The sequence below is a fragment of the Leisingera caerulea DSM 24564 genome (genome assembly GCF_000473325.1).
GTDB lineage: Bacteria > Pseudomonadota > Alphaproteobacteria > Rhodobacterales > Rhodobacteraceae > Leisingera > Leisingera caerulea.
Genome location: NZ_AXBI01000020.1, coordinates 501,060 through 518,716 on the forward strand (window position 1 = coordinate 501,060; position 17,657 = coordinate 518,716).

A 17,657-nucleotide genomic window follows, 5' to 3' on the forward strand; every position below is an offset into this window, starting at 1 on the left:
CTACCATCGATCACACAGAGCGCGCGGCCCGTCCGCGCGCTTTGCCGTCCGGGGCGGGGCTTGGGCAGCAAAGCGCGCCGCATCTTTCCGTTGAGCTGCGCCAAGGAAGGTGATACTTTTTCGCAAAACCTTTCTGGATTGGACGCCTCTCAATGAACGCGAAAAACTATACAGCCTTTAAGCGGGTCGATTTGCCAACGCTGCTGGCCTCATCTTCCTTCTTGGTCAGCGGGCTTTTCATGGCTCAGACGTGGATGGACCATGAACGGGTGCGGCTGGCGGCCGAACCGCGGGTGCCCGAGCTGGCGATGGCCGCCTGGCATGAGGTCTCGCACTGGGCCGGCATCCCAGGCCGCCAGGTCGACGTGGCGGGCTATGCGGCACCCGAAGAGGTCCCGGACGTGCCTGATCTGCCGGTCCTCAACGCCATCACCGTTCCAGACGGGCCGTCCGGCGAAGCCGAGCTTCAGAAAATCGGCGCCACGCTCGCAGCGGCCTATGTGTTGCCGCAGGAGAAGGTCGTGGTTGAGATCCCGCGGGCCAAGCCAGCTCCGGAAAAGGCTGTCACCCTATCCGAGGAGATCGGGGGCACGAAGGAGCGCGCGGGCGCGGCCGGATATGTTCTCGGGGAAGATGGCGCCTCTCCAGAGCTGCGCCTGGCGTGGTCCACGCTCCACCGGGCCAGGATGGCCGAAGAAAGCGACCTGCAGGAGCCGGATGAGGCTTACTTCCGGCGCGCGGCCGGGGAAATCGGATACGTGCCCGCCGGTTTGGCTCCTGAACAGGTCCGGTCTCTGGATGCGCCGGTCGAAGCCGGGGCGGGCGGTCTGGCGGAGGGGCCGGTCACATTCCGGTCCGCAGATCTTCTGGATGTCGATGGGCAGCTGATCCGGCTGGATGGTGTCCGCGCGCCGTCTGAGGAGGATGCCTGCCAGACATCTGAGGGCAGTTCTTACGACTGCGCCGGCTGGGCTGTGCGCGGCATGGAGACGATCGTCGATGGCCGTGAGCTGAAATGCCATCTGACGGACCGTGCGGCCGGTGCGGATGGCGAGGTCTACGGCTGGTGCGACCTGGAACTGCGCAACGGGTCGCGGCGGGACCTGGCGGAAATCGGCGTGTCGTCGGGGATCCTGATGGTCGAGCACAATGGCGCCGGCATCAGCCCCTACCTGCGTTCCGAGGATAATGCGAAAAACAAAGCGCACGGCATTTGGTCTGGCACCTATGTTCCTGCGAAAACCGAAGAGGAAAAAGAGTGAAATACGGAATTTTCGGAGCGGCGGCCATCGCTCTCATGCTGCCCTCCTTCGCGGCCGCGAAAGACGAGCGGGGATTGTTCGGCCTGACGCCGGATGATTTTGCCCGCGGCAGTGCCGTGCAAAGCGCTGATAGCCATGTCGCGGCCGCAGTGATCGCCTCAGGCACGGCAACTGGCATTCAATTTTCCGGGTTCAGCCTGCGCGGCGACAGCATGATCCTTGAAGCCGATCGTGTCGTTGTTAGCCCGGGCGGCCAGGTGAATGTCATCCGGGGAACCGTCAAATCAAAGCATGACGGCAAGGGCATCCTGAGCTTCCAGGACGGCAGCTTTGAATCGGCCGTACTCCTGGAAACCCTGATGCTTGAGGACAGCTGCACGCCGTTCGGCGCCGCAAGCCCTGATCAGATGGATCTGGGGGACGCGGAGTTTGCCGATCTGGTTTTGCGTGCGCCTGAAGATGTCATGGATGCGGTTGCTGCCGGCACCTCGTCAAACGGACCGGAAGTCATTCGCATCAAGCGTCTCAGCATGTCCTTCACCGGCCTGACTGATGCGCCATGCTTCATGGTGTCGAGGTTGTCGGCGCATGAGGGGGTGGCAGTGGCCGCTGATGGCTCCATCGGGCGCGTGAGTCGTGCCGAAGGGCGGGCGAATTTCCTGCCCGGATCCGGCCAGCCGGTTTTCCTGGATGCATCCATGACTGGCGCGGTTGCCTATGGGCCTGATGGCGATGAGCTGCTTCTGGCAGAAAACGTGACTTACGGCTTCTCGATCGATGAGGGCATCACGGCCGGACTGCAGGCGCTTGCGGAAACTGACCCGGAGGAGGTGGTTCCGAATATCGTGCAGCTGCTTGCCGACGGGAACTTCGGCTTCCATTACACGGCTTCCGGGCTGCGGATCCCGCTGGGCGAGATGCTCAGCAATTCTCAGCGCGACCGCATCGGCTCCAACGGCAGCGAGGTTGTCACCGGAGCGGCGGCGATGTCGCTCTCCTCAAAGGCCGATCGCATTCGCCTGGTGGCGAACACGGATCTGGAAGGGATGCAGGATGCGCATCTCGACCTGGAAATGGTCATCACGCCAGGGGCGGGCGGGGGCACCGCAATGGCCATGACCGGCGGCCATCCGGCAGCGGTCATCCTGCCTTACCTTCAGATCGAGGGGCTGGAATTCTCGATTGAAGACCGTGGGATTTGGCAGCTGATCGAGCGCGGCACCGGAAAGCCCGTATCGGCGCATGCGGCCGGCCTGGCGGGTTTGGCCGCCATGGCGCCGTCGGAGATCTCCAAACCGGTCATGGAGTGGATCAACGGGATCGCCCGCAACGGCCGTGGCGGTGTAACCATGAACCCGATCGAGCCGGTGGGTCTCGTTGAGGTGATGATGGGCGCGATGATGAACCCCGGAGGGCTTGGCTCTCTGCTCAGCATCGAGACCCATTAACAGACCGGCCTTTCCTGGAAGGGTATAAAGGGGATCTGCGCATCTTGGGCGCCAGCTTTCGGGAGATGGAGGCTGGCGCCTTTTCTATAGATTGCGCAGCGGGCAGTTCGGTGCCAAACAAGGGCATAGCCCATTGGTAGATTCCGGGACCCGTATTATGCGTCTAAGTTTAGCAGCAGCAGTTTTTCTGGCATCCATATCCGGCGCCGCCGCCAGCGCGCAAAGCAAGTGTGGTGGTGGCCGCAGCGATGTCCTCTCCGTTCAGGAGTATGACGCGGCCGTCACCCAGGTTGCCTACTCCAATGGTCTGGAACTCAACGTCCAGCTCAGCAATGAGAGCGGTCGTGACATCCGGATGATTGATGGCAGCATTCTGTTCCAGGACGTGCTCGGCCGGGACATCATCCGCATTGCAATTGAGCCCGACCAGAAGATCGCAGCCGGCGGATCTGTGAAGCAGGAGGGGCTTTATACAAACACCCGCCTTGCCGACGTGGCGCCGGAGGATGTCGTGGTGTCGACCTGCGTCCGCGGTCTCGTCTATGCGGACGGCGAAGTGTTCAAGGCGGGCGAATGAAAATGCGCAAGCCGATCTTGGCCATCGCCCTCGCAGTAGCTGCCTCGCAGGCCGCCGCCGAGGGGAATGAGGAGTTCAAGGCTGCCGCAGTCCAGGTGGCGATCGCTGCGAACTGCCGGGCCACCTACGGCCAGCACGATCTGTTCGAGGCGGCCTTTTCAAACTTTGAAGCCGTCGCAGAGGAGACGGAGGCCGATCTCTCCGAGCTGGAGCTCGCTGAGATGAAGCAGAAGCTTTACGACTTTGAGGCCGAACCCGAGGGCAACATGTTCCTCGAAGGGTTCTGCAAGAAGCTGACTGCCCAGCTTCTCCCCGGATCGGTCAGCGAATAGGCAGTAGAGCTGCCCCGACTGGCCTCATGCCGCCCGGACCGTGCGTTTGCGGATTGTCTTGTGCATGGATGGGATGTCCTTCACCGACAGCAGATGCACGCCGGTGCTGCGTGATAGGTCCCGGGCGCTCTTCGTGTAGTGCCCGGTCGTCAGAACTGCAGCTGCCATGACGCGGTAATGCGCCTGACCCGCATAGGCCTCCTGGACGGCCCTGTTGCCGACTGCACCGCTATAGCGCTTGCACTGTATGCCAAGGGTCAGCCCGCCGCGGCGCGCAATGATGTCCAGGCCCTGGTCGCCGCTGGCGCGCGTCACGCTGGCTCGCCATCCGTGCCGCCGGAGGTTCTCCGCGACCCAGTGCTCGAACAGGTGGCCATTTCTGGGCGGCCGGGCAGGATTGAAACGCGGCCTGCTGCCGCCAAGTCCTGGCAGGTGTCTGCAGATGCGCACAAGCAGTATGACCGCGCAGGCCACCCCGAAGATGATCGGAAGCATATCCGGGTGGGGAAGGAGGTTCGGAGCCCAGGTTCCCGCCAGGCGCCACATGAGAAGTCCAGCGAATGCGCAGACTGCCAGCCAGGCGGCCGTATTCACGAGAGCTCTGATGGCGCGGGAGATCACATTCAAACCTAGAGTGTCCGGGGTTCGGATCTGAGGATCCGGGTTGCGCCCAGACTAAGCGGCTATGCGAAAAACAGATAGAAATTTGAATAAGAAATCCACAATCCCGGCGGAGGATCAAGTGGGGCTGGCCCTTTGCCCGTTGCATAAATGCACAAGAGCGGGAGGAAAATGTTTGAAAAACAAATAGGCAAGATATAGAATCCAATAATCACATATGGTTGGATTCCCGAAGAAAACGGAAAGTGCAGATGAACACAGGAACTGAAAGCATCGGTCGGGACATGTCACCGAGCACCGGCGCCTGGATGACTGCCTTTCAGATTGATGGGAATGAAGCAGAGTTTTCGCGCCTGCTTCGCATCCTTTCGGTCAAGCTTGGCGACGTCTACACCAGCAGGCTGCAGCATACGGTAAGCCTGTGCGGAGCGCTTCAGGGCGGCCGTGTGAAAATGATGCGTCGGGACGCGTCCGGTGTGAGCTTCACGGAGCTTCTGGGGCTGCTGGCTATCGTCAACACCCACGCGCGCCTGGCGCGTGCCAAGGCGGCCCGCATCGAGGATCCGGGGTTCTACCTGCGCGCGGAAGGCGGGGCGGTGCGCCCTGCCATGCCGCTGGAGCATCTGGCCTTGATCTCAGGCTACCGGGAAGACGAGCTGCCCTTGCTGCTTGCGCCGCTGATCCATGATGGCGCCATGCGCATCGTCCGCGACAGCAATGGCAACAAGGCCATCCATGCCGCTGACGGCTATGTCGACGAGAGCGAAATCCGCCGGTTCATGAAGTTCTGAGGCGGGGCATGTCAACCTGCCGCACATGCGGAACGCCAATCCGGACATCATCGCTTTGGTGCTCTCCGGAGTGCCAAGCGGTCCGGACCGGCCCGCAGGCCAGCCTGCAGACGGAAAAGAGCCTGACAGAATAGTCTGCCAGGCTCGATTTCATTCGCGTGAGCGGTACCGCGGGATCAGACGAGGGACAGATCCACCGCCGAAACCTTGCCGTTCCTGCCGGTTTCCAGCTCGTAGGAAACCTTCTGGCCATCCGGAAGGCTCTGAATGCCAGAGCGCTGCAGCGCGCTGATATGGACGAAGACGTCGCTGCCGCCCTCATCCGGCTGAATGAAGCCATACCCTTTGGTTTCGTTGAACCATTTTACAGTGCCGGTCGCCATGTCTTCTCCTGAGGTTATCCGGTTTCCGGACGAGCCTGCCCCATTTCCCCGCAGGGCGGCAAGCCCCCGAATTCAAAGCTCTTCGTTTAGCGCAAGAGGTTCAGGAGGTCGCCGTTCCGGTTTTCCGGGATGGGCGCGGCCTCGCGGATTTCCAGCCCGCCCCAAAATCCGGATATTCCGTCCTCGGCGCCTGCCGGGGAAAGCGGGGGTGCGCTCGCCGCGGCGATCACCTGGCGGGTGCTGCCCGGAGATGTTGAGGCTCCCTGTTCGTGAAGCACCGGCGGCCAGGCGATCGAAGCGCTGACCGCATCATCCCGCAAGCCATCTTCCCGGATCAGGCCGCGTTCGAGGGCGGTCTTCAGAATATCGGCGGCAATCGGAGCTGCAGCGCTTCCGCCCGCCATGCGGTTGGGAAGCGGCTTGTTGTCATCCCGTCCGAGCCAGACACCGATCACCAGATGCGGCGTGACCCCCATGAACCAGGCATCCCGCCAATCCTGCGTTGTCCCGGTCTTTCCTGCGATCGTCACCGGGTGCTTGCCAAAGGCCCGCGAGGCGGTGCCGCGCCGGGTGACGCCGCGCATCATGCCCAGAAGGTCTTCGATGGAGCGCCGGCTGGCCACGGGTCCGGGACGGCGGAAATCTTCCTGGAAAGCCACTCCGGTTCCGTCAGTGATCCGGGAAACCGCATGCGGCTTGCGCGGCATCCCGTCATTGACGATTGCAGCGTAGCCGGCCGCGAGATCGCGCAGCGTGGTTTCCGAGGTGCCAAGCGCGGCCGAGATGTGGCGGTGCATGCCGCCCTCCGGGTAAACCCCGGCCGCCTCCGCCTGGCGCGCCATCGCCTCAACACCAATCCGGTTGATGAGAAAGGCTGCCGCAAGATTTGAGCTGCGCTCGAGGCCGCTGTACATCGGGATAAGCCCGGACTGGCTGTGGTCATAATTCCGCGGGCGCCAGGCCACGCCCGAAGCCGAATGCCAGGTGTGTTCGATGTCCTCAACGGGGCTTTCCGGGCTGAAGCCCGACCGCAGCGCCGCAAGATAGAGGAATGGCTTGATGACGGATCCGGGCTGGCGCTGCGCGCGTGTCCGGTCGAACTCGCTCAGCCCGGCATCCACGCCGCCAACCGTCGCAAGAAGGCGGCCGGTGCGGGGGTCCAGGATGACGATGGCGCCCTCAACCCGGGTTGGGAGCCGGATATCATAGGCCGGTTTGCCGCCGATGTGATCAAGCTGCGCAACCGGAACCAGGTCGCCCGGCGCCGGCGCGTATTCCGGGTGCGGATCCATGAGCACCACGCCCTGCTGCAGACCCTCACCTTCCACAAAGAGGTCCCAGCCTTGCTCGTTTTCCTCAATGAGGAGGGCGCTGCGATACGGGGAGCCTGCGGGAAGGGCTGCGCGCAGATCGGCAGGCATACGAATGCCATCCGCCGCAGCGCGCAACTCCGAGACATGCGGCTCAGAGATCCTCCTGGGCGCAATCACCGGTGAAACCTCCCGGACCGCGTCCGCAAGCGCCTCTTCAGCCAGGTCCTGCCAATCCCTGTCGATGGTGCTCAGGGCAATCCCGTAGTCCGGGACAAATTCGCGATCTTCCAGATCCAGCATTGCCGCGCGCTGCTCCCACTGGCTGGCCTCGACAGACAAGTCGGGCGCTATTGCCCGGACCGGTTCATCCAGAGCGGCAGCCAGGGCGTCCTCATCGATCCAGCCGTGGCGCGACATCACCTTCAGGATCGCATTGCGCCGCTCGCGGGTAATATCCGGATTTTTCCAGGGGTCAAAAAGCGATGGGCCCTTCAGCATGGCGGCGAGGGTCGCGCTTTCTGCCAGCGAGAACTCAGCCCAGCTCTTGCCGAACCAGACTTCGGGGGCCCGCATGACGCCCGTCAGCCCGCGCCCGTACCAGGCGCTCTGCAAATAGCGCCGCAGGATCTCCTGGTGGCTGAATTTCTGATGGGCCCGCACCGCCGACATGGCCTCGGTCAGCTTGCGCCCCAAGCTTCTCTCATTCCCAACAAGGGTGTTCTTCACCATCTGCTGACTGATCGTCGACCCGCCGCGGAGATTACCGCCAAGAGTATCGAGCGCGGCGGCAGCGATGCCGGCCGGATCAACACCGGTATGCTCGAGGAAGCGTTCGTCTTCAGCTGCAATCACCGCATTCAGGAAGTCTTCGGGAAGCTTGCCCATCTCGACCGGCACCGGACGGGATGTGATCACCTGGCCAATCGGCTCATCCTTCCCTGAATGGATGCGGATGACATACCCGGGCCGGGCCTCAGGTGTCACATCAACCGGCATCCGGCCCGGAAGAGACAAGGAACCCATCGGGCTTGTCATCAGGGTCCCCGCCACAGCAACAGCGAGATTTGTCAGGGAATAGAGACCTGCAGGCATATTTTGCTCAGCCTTCCTTGGTTTCGCGGCCTTCGTCCACCACAGCGCTGGTCCACAGCTCGCGGCCGTCGCCGATGATGCCCTCGGTCGGGTCAACGCCGGTGAAGCCGATGATGGCGCCGCGGATGAAGTCGGCCGGGCGCAGGTTCAGGCTGCGCATCTCCGCCACGATCTCCTGATGCATGCGTTCCGGGATCCAGACGATGACCTTGCGCCAGGCGATGCCGGTCGTGCCGGTCAGCTTCTGCACGCGCGCCGAGCTGCGCTGCGCGGCATCCACCGCGGCCTCGAAGGCATCGTGCTGCCCCTCGGCGTGCGCCTTCAGGATGGCGGCCAGAACGACCCGCACCAGCTTACTGCGGTTCGGGTTCTTCCTTGTGAGCTCATCGCTCATCGCGTCGGTCATCTTCACATTGACCGAGCGCAGCTTCTCCGCTTCGCCACGAGTGCTCATCGGGATCTCCTTTATCAATCTTCGGGGCTGGACCCTCTGTATTCCTTGAATCTATCCCCAATGGGGTCGTGCCGCACTTTAGTTTTTCGCATTTTGGGCTTGGTCTTGTCGGGAATATGGGGAAAACCTTGAGCGATTTTCGCAAATCCCCTGTAGAATCAGGCAAACGAGCTGGAGTAGGGCATGTCCAACGACGCCATAGAATATCTGCGGTCCCTTTCTGACGAGCAGAGCGCCGCGGCGCTGAAGACCGATGATCCGGTCATGATCATCGCCTGCGCAGGTTCCGGGAAGACCAGGACCCTCATCGGGCGGTTCATCCACCTGATGATGCCGCAGTCGATGGGCGGCCTCGGGGCTGACCCGAACTCGATCATGATGGTGACCTTCACCAACAAGGCCGCAAAGGAGATGCGTGAGCGTATCAAGCCGATCATCGGCGCCCTGCAGGCGATGAACCCGCGGATCACAGGGGAGCCCTGGATCGGCACCTTCCATGGATTGTCGCTGCGCATTCTGCGTGTCGAGGCGGCAAAAGCGGGTCTGGGCCGCAACTTCTCGATCTTCGATGAATCCGATGCAGCGGGCCTTGCCAAGGAGGTCGCTGAGCAGCTGGACCTGGATAGCTTCGATGTCGATGAGTTCTTCCGGGATCTCGAGACAGCGAAGGCACGGCTTCTGTCGGCGGACCTTTTGTCCAAGAAGGTCTTCGATATCCATATGTCGAAGCTCGACAGCCCGGTTCTGCCCAAGAACCTCGCCACCTGGGAGAAGATCCTCGGCACATTCCACACCCAGGACTTCCCGCGCGTCTATACCGCCTATCAATCCGCGCTCGATGAGCAGAACGCGGTCGACTTCTCGGATCTGATGAACCGGGTGACCAAACTGTTCCAGGAAAACGAAGAGGTGCGCAACTCCTGGCGCTCGACGTTCCGCCACTTCATGGTGGATGAGGTCCAGGACACCAACCGCGCGCAGGTCGCCTGGCTTGATGCCCTGACCGATGGCGGCCGCGAGATGGTGATGCCGGAAGGCGCCTACGAGAATGAGTTCGCCAATGCCGGAGACGGCATGCATGAAGTGAACGGCTTCCGCATCCGCCAGTTCCCGCGGCCGACGGTGGCATTCGTGGGGGATGATGACCAGTCCATCTACGCATTCCGGGGATCAGATCCCTCGATCATGCGGCTCCTGACCGACCGGTACCCGGGTCTCGATGTGAAGTTCATGCGCCAGTCGTACCGCTGCCAGCCCGCCATCCTGGATGTGGCCAACACGCTGGTGCGCAACAATGCCGGACGCTATGACAAGGTGATCAAGGCGGCCGATGAAACCCGCCCGCGCGCTCCGGTATACGTGGAAGAGCATCAGCGCCCGGAGGATGAAATCCGCCGCCTGGCAGCTGAGGCGCAGAACCATATCGCCTCCGGCGAAGACCCCTCCCAATTCGCCATCCTGACCCGGACCCGGGATCTGGCCAAGGCGGTTGCCAAGGAGCTGCGTGCCGCCGGCCTGCCGGTCACAGAGGGCAAGGCGTCCGATATTCGCAAAACGGCAGAGGTCCGGGATGCGATGGCTTTCGCGGGCTTCATCACGAACCCGGATGCCGAGGTATTCCTGCGCCGCATCATCAACAAGCCGGCGCGCGGGCTTGGCCCGACATCGACCGGGCGCGTGAACGCGAATGCGCGAAAAAAGAACGTGTCGTTCATCGAGGAACTGCGTTCGATCATGAATGACCGGATCGAGATCCCGGAAGACGGGGAGGGGTACAAACCTGCCTTCGTGAAGAAGCTGAAGGAGTTCGGCTTCCTGGTCGGCCAGATGCGCAGCGACGCGCATGCGGCCCCCAATGCGGGCGAGGCAATCCGTGCCATCCTTGAGCGCTCGGGCTATCTGCCGAACATGCGCCGGGATGCGCTGCGCTCGGCGGGCTTGAAGGACGTCGACTTCGACAATCTGCCGCCGCGCGAATTCCTGACCGCGCTGATCCGGGAAACCTCCTCCAAGCGTGAGCAGGTGGGCGAGGACATCAGCTCGGAGGATCTTGCTGACCGGGCTGGGCAGCTGTCCGAAGCCTCCCGCCGGATTGGCAACATCGCCCTGCTCCTCGAGCAGGCCGAGCCGCATGCGAGCCTGGAAGCCTTCATGCAGGAGGCAACGCTGGAGATGGACCAAAGCGAGCAGGCCGCCGGTATCCAGGTGATGACCGTGCATGCCTCCAAGGGTCTGGAATTCTCAAAAGTCCGGCTGCCGTTTTGGATGGAAGGGATCTTCCCGCATGGGCGCGCGCTGGAAGAAGGGGATGCGGCGATCGAAGAAGAGCGCCGCCTGGCCTATGTGGCCTTGACCCGTGCGATCGACGATGTCCGGATTTCGCGCTCCTGGAAAATCTATGGCTGCCCGTTCATCCGGGGGCGCACTGACCGGCCGTCGCGTTTCATCGACGAGATGCGGCTCAGCCCCAACAATGCGTTCAAGATGACGTCCATCAAGGGCGCCAACAACGCGGTCTACAAGGTCGGCCCCGTCAAGCCGGTGTCGCGCCCGGCAGCTCAGAAGGCCCCGGCCGCCACAAGCGGGAATGATGCGCTGAAGCTGCCGCCCCGCCAGGAGCTGGCCGGACTTCTTGGCACGCGCAGCCCGGCTGCGCCCGCACCGGCCGCCGCGGTTCAGGACAGCTTTTTCGATCAGGGTTTCGCGCCCGAGCAGATGCTGCCTCCCGAACGCGCGCTTCCGGAAGATCCGGACGACCGCCCCTTCGCACCGGTGAGCGAAGAGGAGTTCGCGCAGATGCAGCAGGGGGAGCCCGACTATGGGGACATGGTGCCCGACTACGATTGGGAGCCCCCTTTCCATGAAGATCCTCGGGACAACCCCGACTTTGAACCTTCCATGTAAAGACCACTGGAGACAGAGATCATGAGCCAACTTTTTAAAATGATGCCCAAATCGAATGAAGCGGTCCTGGACGAGCAGTTTGAGGCCCAGTCAGCTGGAAACGAGTGGGACAAGATCAACCAGGAACTCGAAGCTGAGAAAACTCAGGCAGACGCGGATGCCTGGGATCAGATCAACCAGGATCTTGAAGCAAAGGCGGCCGGTGCTGATGCCTGGGACTGGAGCGAACAGGACATGGCGAAGGCGCCGAAGGTGCCGTTCCGGCTGCGCTCGGCCGACGGCAGCGACATTCCGGCGTTCCCGCGTGAGGAGGCGCTGGCCAGGCTGCACGCAATGAGCCCCGATCACGCTGCTGAGGTTCTGGAAATCTCGCGCCGCGCTGCCAAGGCGGCCATGCATGAAGCCATTCTGTCCAGCAGCGAGAAGGTGCCGCATGACACGCGGCGCGATTTCGTTGCCAATGTTGAGGGCGCCCTGATGGCCGCGCATCTGGCTTCAGCGCGGGGCATCCGGTTTGTTCCGGCGCCGGAGATCAATCTCGAGGTTCATGGAATCCGGATGGACACTCTTCTTCAGTCCGCCTGGGAGAAGGCTTCCGTGCGCCATGAGGCAGAAGAAAAAAGGAAAGAAGCGCCGCAGGCCCGCGCCGTGCCGGCGAACACATCCCCTTCCCAGGAAGAAGAAAAAGAGAAAAAAGAAGCGCCGCAGGCATCAGGCCAGGAACCCGAAAACGGCGACTTGGAAAACAAAAAACCTGCACAAGATACCCTTGACCCGACTGTGAGTGGCTATCGTCTGGAAATGCCAGCCCAGGACGGTGAGCAGGTTATCAAGGCAGGGGATGTCGTACCGGCCCTGAAAGCGCTGACCGCAGAAGTGAAAGCGGAACTCGATGCCCGGCGCAAGGCGTTCATCCGCGCGGCAGTCGCCGCCGCATTTAAGGAGAGCGGTGTAGAAAACCCCAGCGATGCCGATGTCGAACGCCTGACCAAGACGATGAACCTGGCGTACCTGGCGACCCGTGTGGCACGCGCGAAGCTCGGTCATGACGAGACCAGCCCGGTCCGCGCCCGGATCGAAGGCTCGCCGGTTCTGGATGAGGTGCTCGCCCAGGAGTTGGCGCGCGAAGTACCGGCGCCCTCTGCCGAGGCAGAGAGCGCTGCACCCTTGCCGGTGGCGGCGACATCGCCCTCCGAACAGGCTGAAGCGGAACTGATGACCGGCGCCAGCGGTGGGTTTGGCGTGATCGAAAATGGCGATCCCGAACCGGAGATCCCCATGGAGCACGAACTGTCGGTTGCGGATCACATGGAACGGCTGGGCTTTCCGAAGCGGCCGAAGTCGTGGCCTGTGGTCATGGCCTGGCCGATGCAGCCTGATTTCGACATGCTGATCAAAAGCAAAGCCTCCCGTGAAGCGCAGGAAGAATATCTGCGCGGGATGCGGGAGATGCAGGCCAGGATGCTGCAGCGGGCCGAGGAGATCAACGAATACATCCTCAAGCACAATGACCCCCGCATTCCGCGCGGCTCCCTGGTGAACCGGAAACTCGGCATCCCGACCTGGTCTGATTATGGCGCGCGCCGCCATCTGAAGCGCTCGTCGGACGATCTCCACTACGGCATCCGCTGGGCCAGCCTGCTGGACGACAAGACAACCCGTCAGGCATCCAACCTGGTGCGCGCCTGGGCCCACAATACCGCCACAACCAACGATGGCGGGGTCGTGGTTGCTCACCGCGATGCAATCCGGTTCAAGGAAATCACCCCGCAATCGGTCCAGCTCGCAATCCAGGAAAGCATGGCGCGCGGCTGGAGCACGATGAAGATGAAGGGGGACCGCAAATTTGCCATGGCGGCCATCGAAGCCGCAAAGCAGGCGAACGTGCAGGCGGAGATCATCGAGTTCTACGGCCCGTGGAACCTCTACAAGCGGCGCCACACCGTCATGCCGACGCCGCCGGGGGCCACGAATGCGCAGCCGCGGGTGGAAACGCAGAACGTGGGGGCCGCGCCGACCGATGCGAACGCACGCAAGCCGCTGACCGACAGCGAAGTGCAGCAGGACATCGAGGAGGCCGCAGCAGAAAAGATCACCCTGGCGCAGAAGGAGAAATCCATTAGGGAACTGGGAAATCTGGGCAAGAAAAAGGGTGCCGAACCTGATCCGTCCAGCATGGAAGTGATCCAGGCTGACGAAGATGTGCCGATCGAATGGGATCTGACTCCCGAAGGCGGCCAGGACGACCCCTTCGCCGCGCCCAAGCCCGCAATGGCGGGTCCGGGAATGGCCTGATGAGGAGGCGTTTCCCGTTTTCACGGGAGACGCCTAATCTTTTTCGATGAGCAGACCAGTGAAGTTCCGGAAAACACGATGAAAATACACACCAAGGCACTCCTGGACACCTGCGGCTTTGCTTGCAAGAGCCTGGCCGGCGAACCGGAAACGGGGGGCTATGCCGAGCTGGATGCGCGCGCGGTGTTCATAACGGAAGACAGCGTTGAACGCGCCCGTGCGGCCCAGGCCGGCCTGGCGCCGTTTGACCCCTCCCGCCTGCCGTCCTTGCGGTATGGCGACATCCTCATATCGCGCGCCCGGCCTGACGGCCAAAAAGAAGGGCTGCACATACCCGCGGGCCGGGATGCCGGTCTCGTGGTTCCGGTCACCGGGAGTGATGGCTTTGAGCGCCAGATTCCCTTCACCGGCCGCCATATGCTCAGCGCCCGCCAGCAGCTGCTGGCGATGGGGCCGCGCGGACGTCAGCTGAATGCGGATCAGCGGACTATCCTGGAGGGTATTCAGGGTGTGTTCGAGATCGTCGCAGCAAAAGCGGATCCCGCTGTTTTCAGCGAGGAGCTGATCGGTCAGGCGTTCATGTGCTCCCTGCTGGATCACGCCGGACGTATCGGTACATCGATTTCCGATGCGGATTTCGGGCGCAAGGCGCGGGCTGATATGATCCGCGCGCAGATCACCCGGGTGCGGCCGGATCATCCCGACGGGCTGTCGGCCGCCGCGGCCGCAGATCTGGACGAGGTTTTCCAGGACATCGGCATCCGGACCGCGGCGCAGTCCGGGGGTGAGATCCGGTCGATCGGCGGAATGGAGGTCACGGATGAAGCGCTGCGCGGCATGATCATGTCCAACGAGAGGCTCAGCCGGGAAGTCTTTGGCGCTCTGACCGCAACACCGCTCTCCCGCCTGGGCGCGGCCGCGGTCAGCTCCATGGAGTATGACCTCCTTGCCGATGAGCTGTCCGACCGGGCCCTCACTGGCCAATGGGTCGATCGCGCGCAGCGGCGCGCGCAGGAAATTACCGGCGAGCAGATGCCGGGGTATACGTTCGAGATGAAGATGTTCTCGGTGGATGGGATCGACATCCTGGCGATCCGGGATTCAGTCGGCTCCGCTTCCGGGCAGGCTTTCGTCTACTCCTGGCCTACCGCGGACCGGATCCCGCTGGCAGAGATCGGGAACGAGACCGTCCTGAATATCTCACCTGAAGAGATCCCGGGCGAAGAGGAGGTCAAGCGTTTGCAGGGCATCCTGGACTCCCTGATCGGCGACCAGGCTCTTGAAGCCGCGCATGGACGGGCCATCCGGATGGCCTGATGCGCCGCCAGCGCAAGAAGATGCGCCCGCCACGGAGTGACGGGTGCTTTCATCTTCGATTTTCGCAATAATCAGTGCAGGTGTTTGCTGGCGCGCATCAGCAGGTTGCGGTTCTGCAGGATGCCAATCGTATCTGCTTTTTCGCAAAGTATGTGGATCGACCGGCTGTAGCCGGCATCCGAGGCGCACTCGTTTTTCACCTTGTTGATGGAATTGAGGATCGTGGTGTGGTCCCGGTTCCCGAGATTTTGTCCGATCATCGTCAGGGAGTGCCCGCAAACCGAGCGCATCAGCCAGATCAGCTTGAACCGAGCGATCACGATTTCCTTCTTGCGGCTCTCGGAGGCAATCTGATCCATAGGGATCTGCGTGTTCTCGAAGATCAGCGCGGCCAGCGCTTTCATGCAGGGCGTAGTGCCCGCAGGCTTCAGCTGGCGCTCGTTCTGACGCTGGGCCACGATGCCCAGGGCCTTCAGGTGGATGATAAAGCGGTAGCGGCTGATGGGCCGGTCCTGGATGCGCATGGTTTCCGCATTGAAGACCTGGTTCAGGATATTCGCGGGGCTCAGATCGGCGTCAATGAGGCCCTTGCGGTGACCGTTCGACAGAAGCTGGCCAATCCCGAGCGCGTGAACCTCCTTGGCGGTTGTCGCAACGCGCACCAGCGGCGTGCCGTCTTCCAGCTGATGGAAGATCTGGAGCGCCTCCTTCAGGATCTCCCGGCTGCGGGCCGCGACCGGGTTCGCCGGAGGCGTGCTGTCCTCGAGGGCGCAAGTGATACAATCAGAATTTCGCAAATCAAGAAGTGAGGTGAGGGACTGGGCGGCCTGGTGATCCTCTGCCGGCATAGCCAGGCGCAATATCTGTGCGTTCATCGTTTTCCTCAGTTTTGACAGGCCATTAGCGGCCCGGCTTGACTAAAAATATTTCCCAGAGGGAGTCGTCCGGAGTTTCGGCCCTCAAGGTGGTGCTTTTGATTTTCGAATTTTACGATTAAGGTCAGCGTGAGCAAATTAGATTTTCGCAAACTGGAGAAGACTTGCATGTCGACCGAAGCCAAGAGCACCGAAGAAGCGCCGGAAATTTTCCCGCTCGAAGACTCCCTGCCGCTCTTTCGTGCGTTCGATGCTGCCGCTGATGCGGAGGCGGCGCGCAAGGCGCCGGCTGATTTCGAGGAGAGCAGCAAGCGCCTGGCCGCGCTGATCGATAAGCTGCCCCAGCGCCGCGCGATCAAAGATGAGCATGCGGCGCGCTGGCTGGAGCGCACAATGCGCACCGCCGTTGACCGGATGGAGCTTGAGCATGGCGAGGGGAATGCCACGGTTGCCGATGTTCACAATCATGTCTTCTGGCACGTGCGCCGGGCGTCGGGGATTGGCGGCTCGGAGGCCGGAACGGTTCTGAAGCACTACCGCGGCAAGAAGGGCACCTTCGGGGATGCGCACAACCTGGTGCTGGAGAAGCTGCTGATCATGTCGCCGCAGCCTTCCACCGAGGAGATGGCCCGCGGCGTGCGCGCTGAGCCTTGGGTGCAGCGCATGTATCACGAGCAGCATGGCGTGAAGAGCGATGAGGAAGATCTCGCCAAGCTGAAGAATTTCCGCTGGGCAAAGCGCCCCGCCTCCGTTGGCACGCCGGACGATATCGTCACGCACACGCAGGGCGATCTGGCCGGGCTGAAACGCTGCCTCGATTACAAGGCGCCCTCGGCTGCCGTTGTCGAGGATTACGAGAACAACGGTGTGTCGATGGACTACATCTGCCAGGTGCATCACTACGCGATCCTGCAGCTGGCCTCCGGCTCCAAGTTCGACGTGATGTCCATCGAGGCATTCGATCCCCGCAGCTTTAAGATTATCTCCTTCCCGGTTGAGTTTGACATCGAACTGGCGAAAGAGATTGCGGGCGCCTGCCACCGGCTGTGGCATGAGAACGTGATGATGGGCGTTGTCCCGGATGCGCCGGCCGTCGAAGAGCTGGATGTCAAAGACGCCACGCTGAAGAATTTCGGTGTGCAGGCTGCATTCCTGAAAGTCCTCGGCGACGAGCTCGGAAAACGCCAGAAGGATTTGCTGGAGCGCATCTCAACCATGGGCGCCGAGTGGCACGAAGTGGCCACGGGCAAAATGGATCTGACCGTTGCGGCCTTTTCCCGCAAACGCAAATGGGACGAGGACAAGCTGCGCGACCTGGCGGAAGCGGCCGACATCGATGTGACACCCTTCGAGATCCCCGACAAAAAGGGCAAGGTCGACGCTCAGGCAGCAACAGATTTTCTGCAGGATCTGCATGCGGCGCTCAAGGAAGAGGACAAGGAAGCCGTCAGCAAACTGCTCAAAGACTACCTGGATGCGGGCGCGCCGATCGTCACCAAGCTGGACATGGATAAGCTGGCCGAGCATCTCGAAGAGCGCGGCATTTCGGTCAATGAGGCGGCGGGCGTGCAGGAGAGCTTCGCCCTGTCCCGGAAGTCCAAAGGCCCCGAGTTCGAGCGCCTGTCGCACCTGCGGGGCGAGGTTTCCGATCTCGTAGACGGCATCGAGGCCATGGCTGAGGAGCAGGCGCCAAAGATCATCAGCGGCGAGATCGATGGTGATGAGGAATACGATCCGGAGATGGAAATGGCCTGACGCCAATCTGCGAAAAACCAAATCACGGCCCGCGCTTTCACAAAGCGCGGGCTTTCTTTTTGCGGGTGGTCATTAGAATTTTAGACACACTGCACTTGTGACGCCATTTTGCGGCAGCTGATCTTCTGGTAGTGTTCAAGCCACATCTCTCGCCTGCACCTTGATGGCAATTGTAAGCAATTTTTTTGGTGTGCTTTTGCTATTCGGGGCCAACTGATTGTTCTGAAGCAGTTTTACG

Annotated in this window: 14 protein-coding genes; 9 read left to right on the forward strand and 5 right to left on the reverse strand. The window is 62.0% G+C overall.

From position 1 onward, the window contains the following. The first annotated feature begins 239 nt into the window (after positions 1–239). The 4 genes from CAER_RS0106285 (at position 240) to CAER_RS0106300 (ending at position 3,619) form a co-directional block, all read left to right on the forward strand. A complete protein-coding gene (locus CAER_RS0106285; RefSeq protein WP_154667734.1) occupies positions 240–1,262 on the forward strand; it encodes a hypothetical protein in 1,023 nt (340 codons plus the stop codon). Beyond that, positions 1,259–2,710: a hypothetical protein gene (locus CAER_RS0106290; protein ID WP_027234549.1), complete on the forward strand. Its 1,452-nt coding sequence runs from the start codon at positions 1,259–1,261 to the stop codon at positions 2,708–2,710. The genes CAER_RS0106285 and CAER_RS0106290 overlap by 4 nt, the downstream gene beginning before the upstream one ends. Positions 2,711–2,801: 91 nt before the next feature. Beyond that, positions 2,802–3,287: a hypothetical protein gene (locus CAER_RS29675; RefSeq protein ID WP_154667735.1), complete on the forward strand. Its 486-nt coding sequence runs from the start codon at positions 2,802–2,804 to the stop codon at positions 3,285–3,287. Then, positions 3,284–3,619, forward strand: coding sequence for a hypothetical protein (locus CAER_RS0106300; protein WP_027234551.1), 336 nt, complete (start codon positions 3,284–3,286; stop codon positions 3,617–3,619). Before CAER_RS29675 ends, CAER_RS0106300 begins: the two co-directional genes overlap by 4 nt. A gap of 24 nt (positions 3,620–3,643) precedes the next feature. On the opposite strand, the gene CAER_RS27695 is transcribed toward CAER_RS0106300, so the two are convergent. After that, positions 3,644–4,114, reverse strand: coding sequence for a restriction endonuclease (locus CAER_RS27695; protein ID WP_051357736.1), 471 nt, complete (start codon positions 4,112–4,114; stop codon positions 3,644–3,646). A 377-nt stretch (positions 4,115–4,491) separates the two neighbouring features. Between CAER_RS27695 and CAER_RS0106310 the strand changes: the two genes are divergently transcribed. Continuing rightward, complete coding sequence (locus CAER_RS0106310) at positions 4,492–5,031, forward strand: hypothetical protein (protein WP_027234552.1); 540 nt, start codon at positions 4,492–4,494, stop codon at positions 5,029–5,031. Between the two features lie 176 nt (positions 5,032–5,207). Here the strand turns inward: CAER_RS0106310 and CAER_RS0106315 are convergent, their stop codons facing one another. The 3 genes from CAER_RS0106315 to CAER_RS0106325 form a co-directional block, all read right to left on the reverse strand. Further along, the gene (locus tag CAER_RS0106315; protein WP_027234553.1) at positions 5,208–5,414 is read right to left on the reverse strand and encodes a cold-shock protein; all 207 of its coding nucleotides are present in this window, start codon (positions 5,412–5,414) and stop codon (positions 5,208–5,210) included. An 86-nt stretch (positions 5,415–5,500) separates the two neighbouring features. Continuing rightward, the gene (locus CAER_RS0106320; RefSeq protein ID WP_161631076.1) at positions 5,501–7,762 is read right to left on the reverse strand and encodes a transglycosylase domain-containing protein; all 2,262 of its coding nucleotides are present in this window, start codon (positions 7,760–7,762) and stop codon (positions 5,501–5,503) included. 64 nt (positions 7,763–7,826) lie between these two features. Beyond that, positions 7,827–8,273 (reverse strand): hypothetical protein, encoded by a 447-nt coding sequence (locus CAER_RS0106325; RefSeq protein WP_027234555.1) that lies wholly within the window; start codon positions 8,271–8,273, stop codon positions 7,827–7,829. Positions 8,274–8,456: 183 nt separating this feature from the next. Here CAER_RS0106325 and CAER_RS27700 point away from each other — a divergent pair, with 183 nt between their 5' ends. The 3 genes from CAER_RS27700 to CAER_RS0106340 all read left to right on the forward strand — a co-directional run bounded on the left by CAER_RS27700 (position 8,457) and on the right by CAER_RS0106340 (position 14,789). Beyond that, positions 8,457–11,177, forward strand: coding sequence for an ATP-dependent helicase (locus CAER_RS27700; protein ID WP_036796934.1), 2,721 nt, complete (start codon positions 8,457–8,459; stop codon positions 11,175–11,177). A 21-nt stretch (positions 11,178–11,198) separates the two neighbouring features. Next, positions 11,199–13,472 (forward strand): hypothetical protein, encoded by a 2,274-nt coding sequence (locus CAER_RS0106335; RefSeq protein ID WP_027234556.1) that lies wholly within the window; start codon positions 11,199–11,201, stop codon positions 13,470–13,472. A gap of 78 nt (positions 13,473–13,550) precedes the next feature. Continuing rightward, complete coding sequence (locus CAER_RS0106340) at positions 13,551–14,789, forward strand: hypothetical protein (protein WP_027234557.1); 1,239 nt, start codon at positions 13,551–13,553, stop codon at positions 14,787–14,789. 71 nt (positions 14,790–14,860) lie between these two features. Here CAER_RS0106340 and CAER_RS0106345 read toward each other — a convergent pair whose 3' ends face one another. Further along, positions 14,861–15,664 (reverse strand): helix-turn-helix domain-containing protein, encoded by an 804-nt coding sequence (locus tag CAER_RS0106345; protein WP_084299472.1) that lies wholly within the window; start codon positions 15,662–15,664, stop codon positions 14,861–14,863. Positions 15,665–15,832: 168 nt separating this feature from the next. Between CAER_RS0106345 and CAER_RS0106350 the strand changes: the two genes are divergently transcribed. Further along, the gene (locus tag CAER_RS0106350; RefSeq protein ID WP_027234559.1) at positions 15,833–17,419 is read left to right on the forward strand and encodes a YqaJ viral recombinase family protein; all 1,587 of its coding nucleotides are present in this window, start codon (positions 15,833–15,835) and stop codon (positions 17,417–17,419) included. The last annotated feature ends 238 nt before the right edge of the window (positions 17,420–17,657 follow it).

What these genes read in the sequence shown, in the direction of transcription:
- CAER_RS0106285 (WP_154667734.1), top strand. Translation starts at nt 240, where the DNA reads ATGGCTCAGACGTGGATGGACCATGAACGGGTGCGGCTGGCGGCCGAA.
- CAER_RS0106300 (WP_027234551.1), top strand. Translation starts at nt 3,284, where the DNA reads ATGAAAATGCGCAAGCCGATCTTGGCCATCGCCCTCGCAGTAGCTGCC.
- CAER_RS27695 (WP_051357736.1), bottom strand. Translation starts at nt 4,114, where the DNA reads ATGCTTCCGATCATCTTCGGGGTGGCCTGCGCGGTCATACTGCTTGTG.
- CAER_RS0106310 (WP_027234552.1), top strand. Translation starts at nt 4,492, where the DNA reads ATGAACACAGGAACTGAAAGCATCGGTCGGGACATGTCACCGAGCACC.
- CAER_RS0106315 (WP_027234553.1), bottom strand. Translation starts at nt 5,414, where the DNA reads ATGGCGACCGGCACTGTAAAATGGTTCAACGAAACCAAAGGGTATGGC.
- CAER_RS0106320 (WP_161631076.1), bottom strand. Translation starts at nt 7,762, where the DNA reads ATGACAAGCCCGATGGGTTCCTTGTCTCTTCCGGGCCGGATGCCGGTT.
- CAER_RS0106325 (WP_027234555.1), bottom strand. Translation starts at nt 8,273, where the DNA reads ATGAGCACTCGTGGCGAAGCGGAGAAGCTGCGCTCGGTCAATGTGAAG.
- CAER_RS27700 (WP_036796934.1), top strand. Translation starts at nt 8,457, where the DNA reads ATGTCCAACGACGCCATAGAATATCTGCGGTCCCTTTCTGACGAGCAG.
- CAER_RS0106335 (WP_027234556.1), top strand. Translation starts at nt 11,199, where the DNA reads ATGAGCCAACTTTTTAAAATGATGCCCAAATCGAATGAAGCGGTCCTG.
- CAER_RS0106340 (WP_027234557.1), top strand. Translation starts at nt 13,551, where the DNA reads ATGAAAATACACACCAAGGCACTCCTGGACACCTGCGGCTTTGCTTGC.
- CAER_RS0106345 (WP_084299472.1), bottom strand. Translation starts at nt 15,664, where the DNA reads ATGAACGCACAGATATTGCGCCTGGCTATGCCGGCAGAGGATCACCAG.
- CAER_RS0106350 (WP_027234559.1), top strand. Translation starts at nt 15,833, where the DNA reads ATGTCGACCGAAGCCAAGAGCACCGAAGAAGCGCCGGAAATTTTCCCG.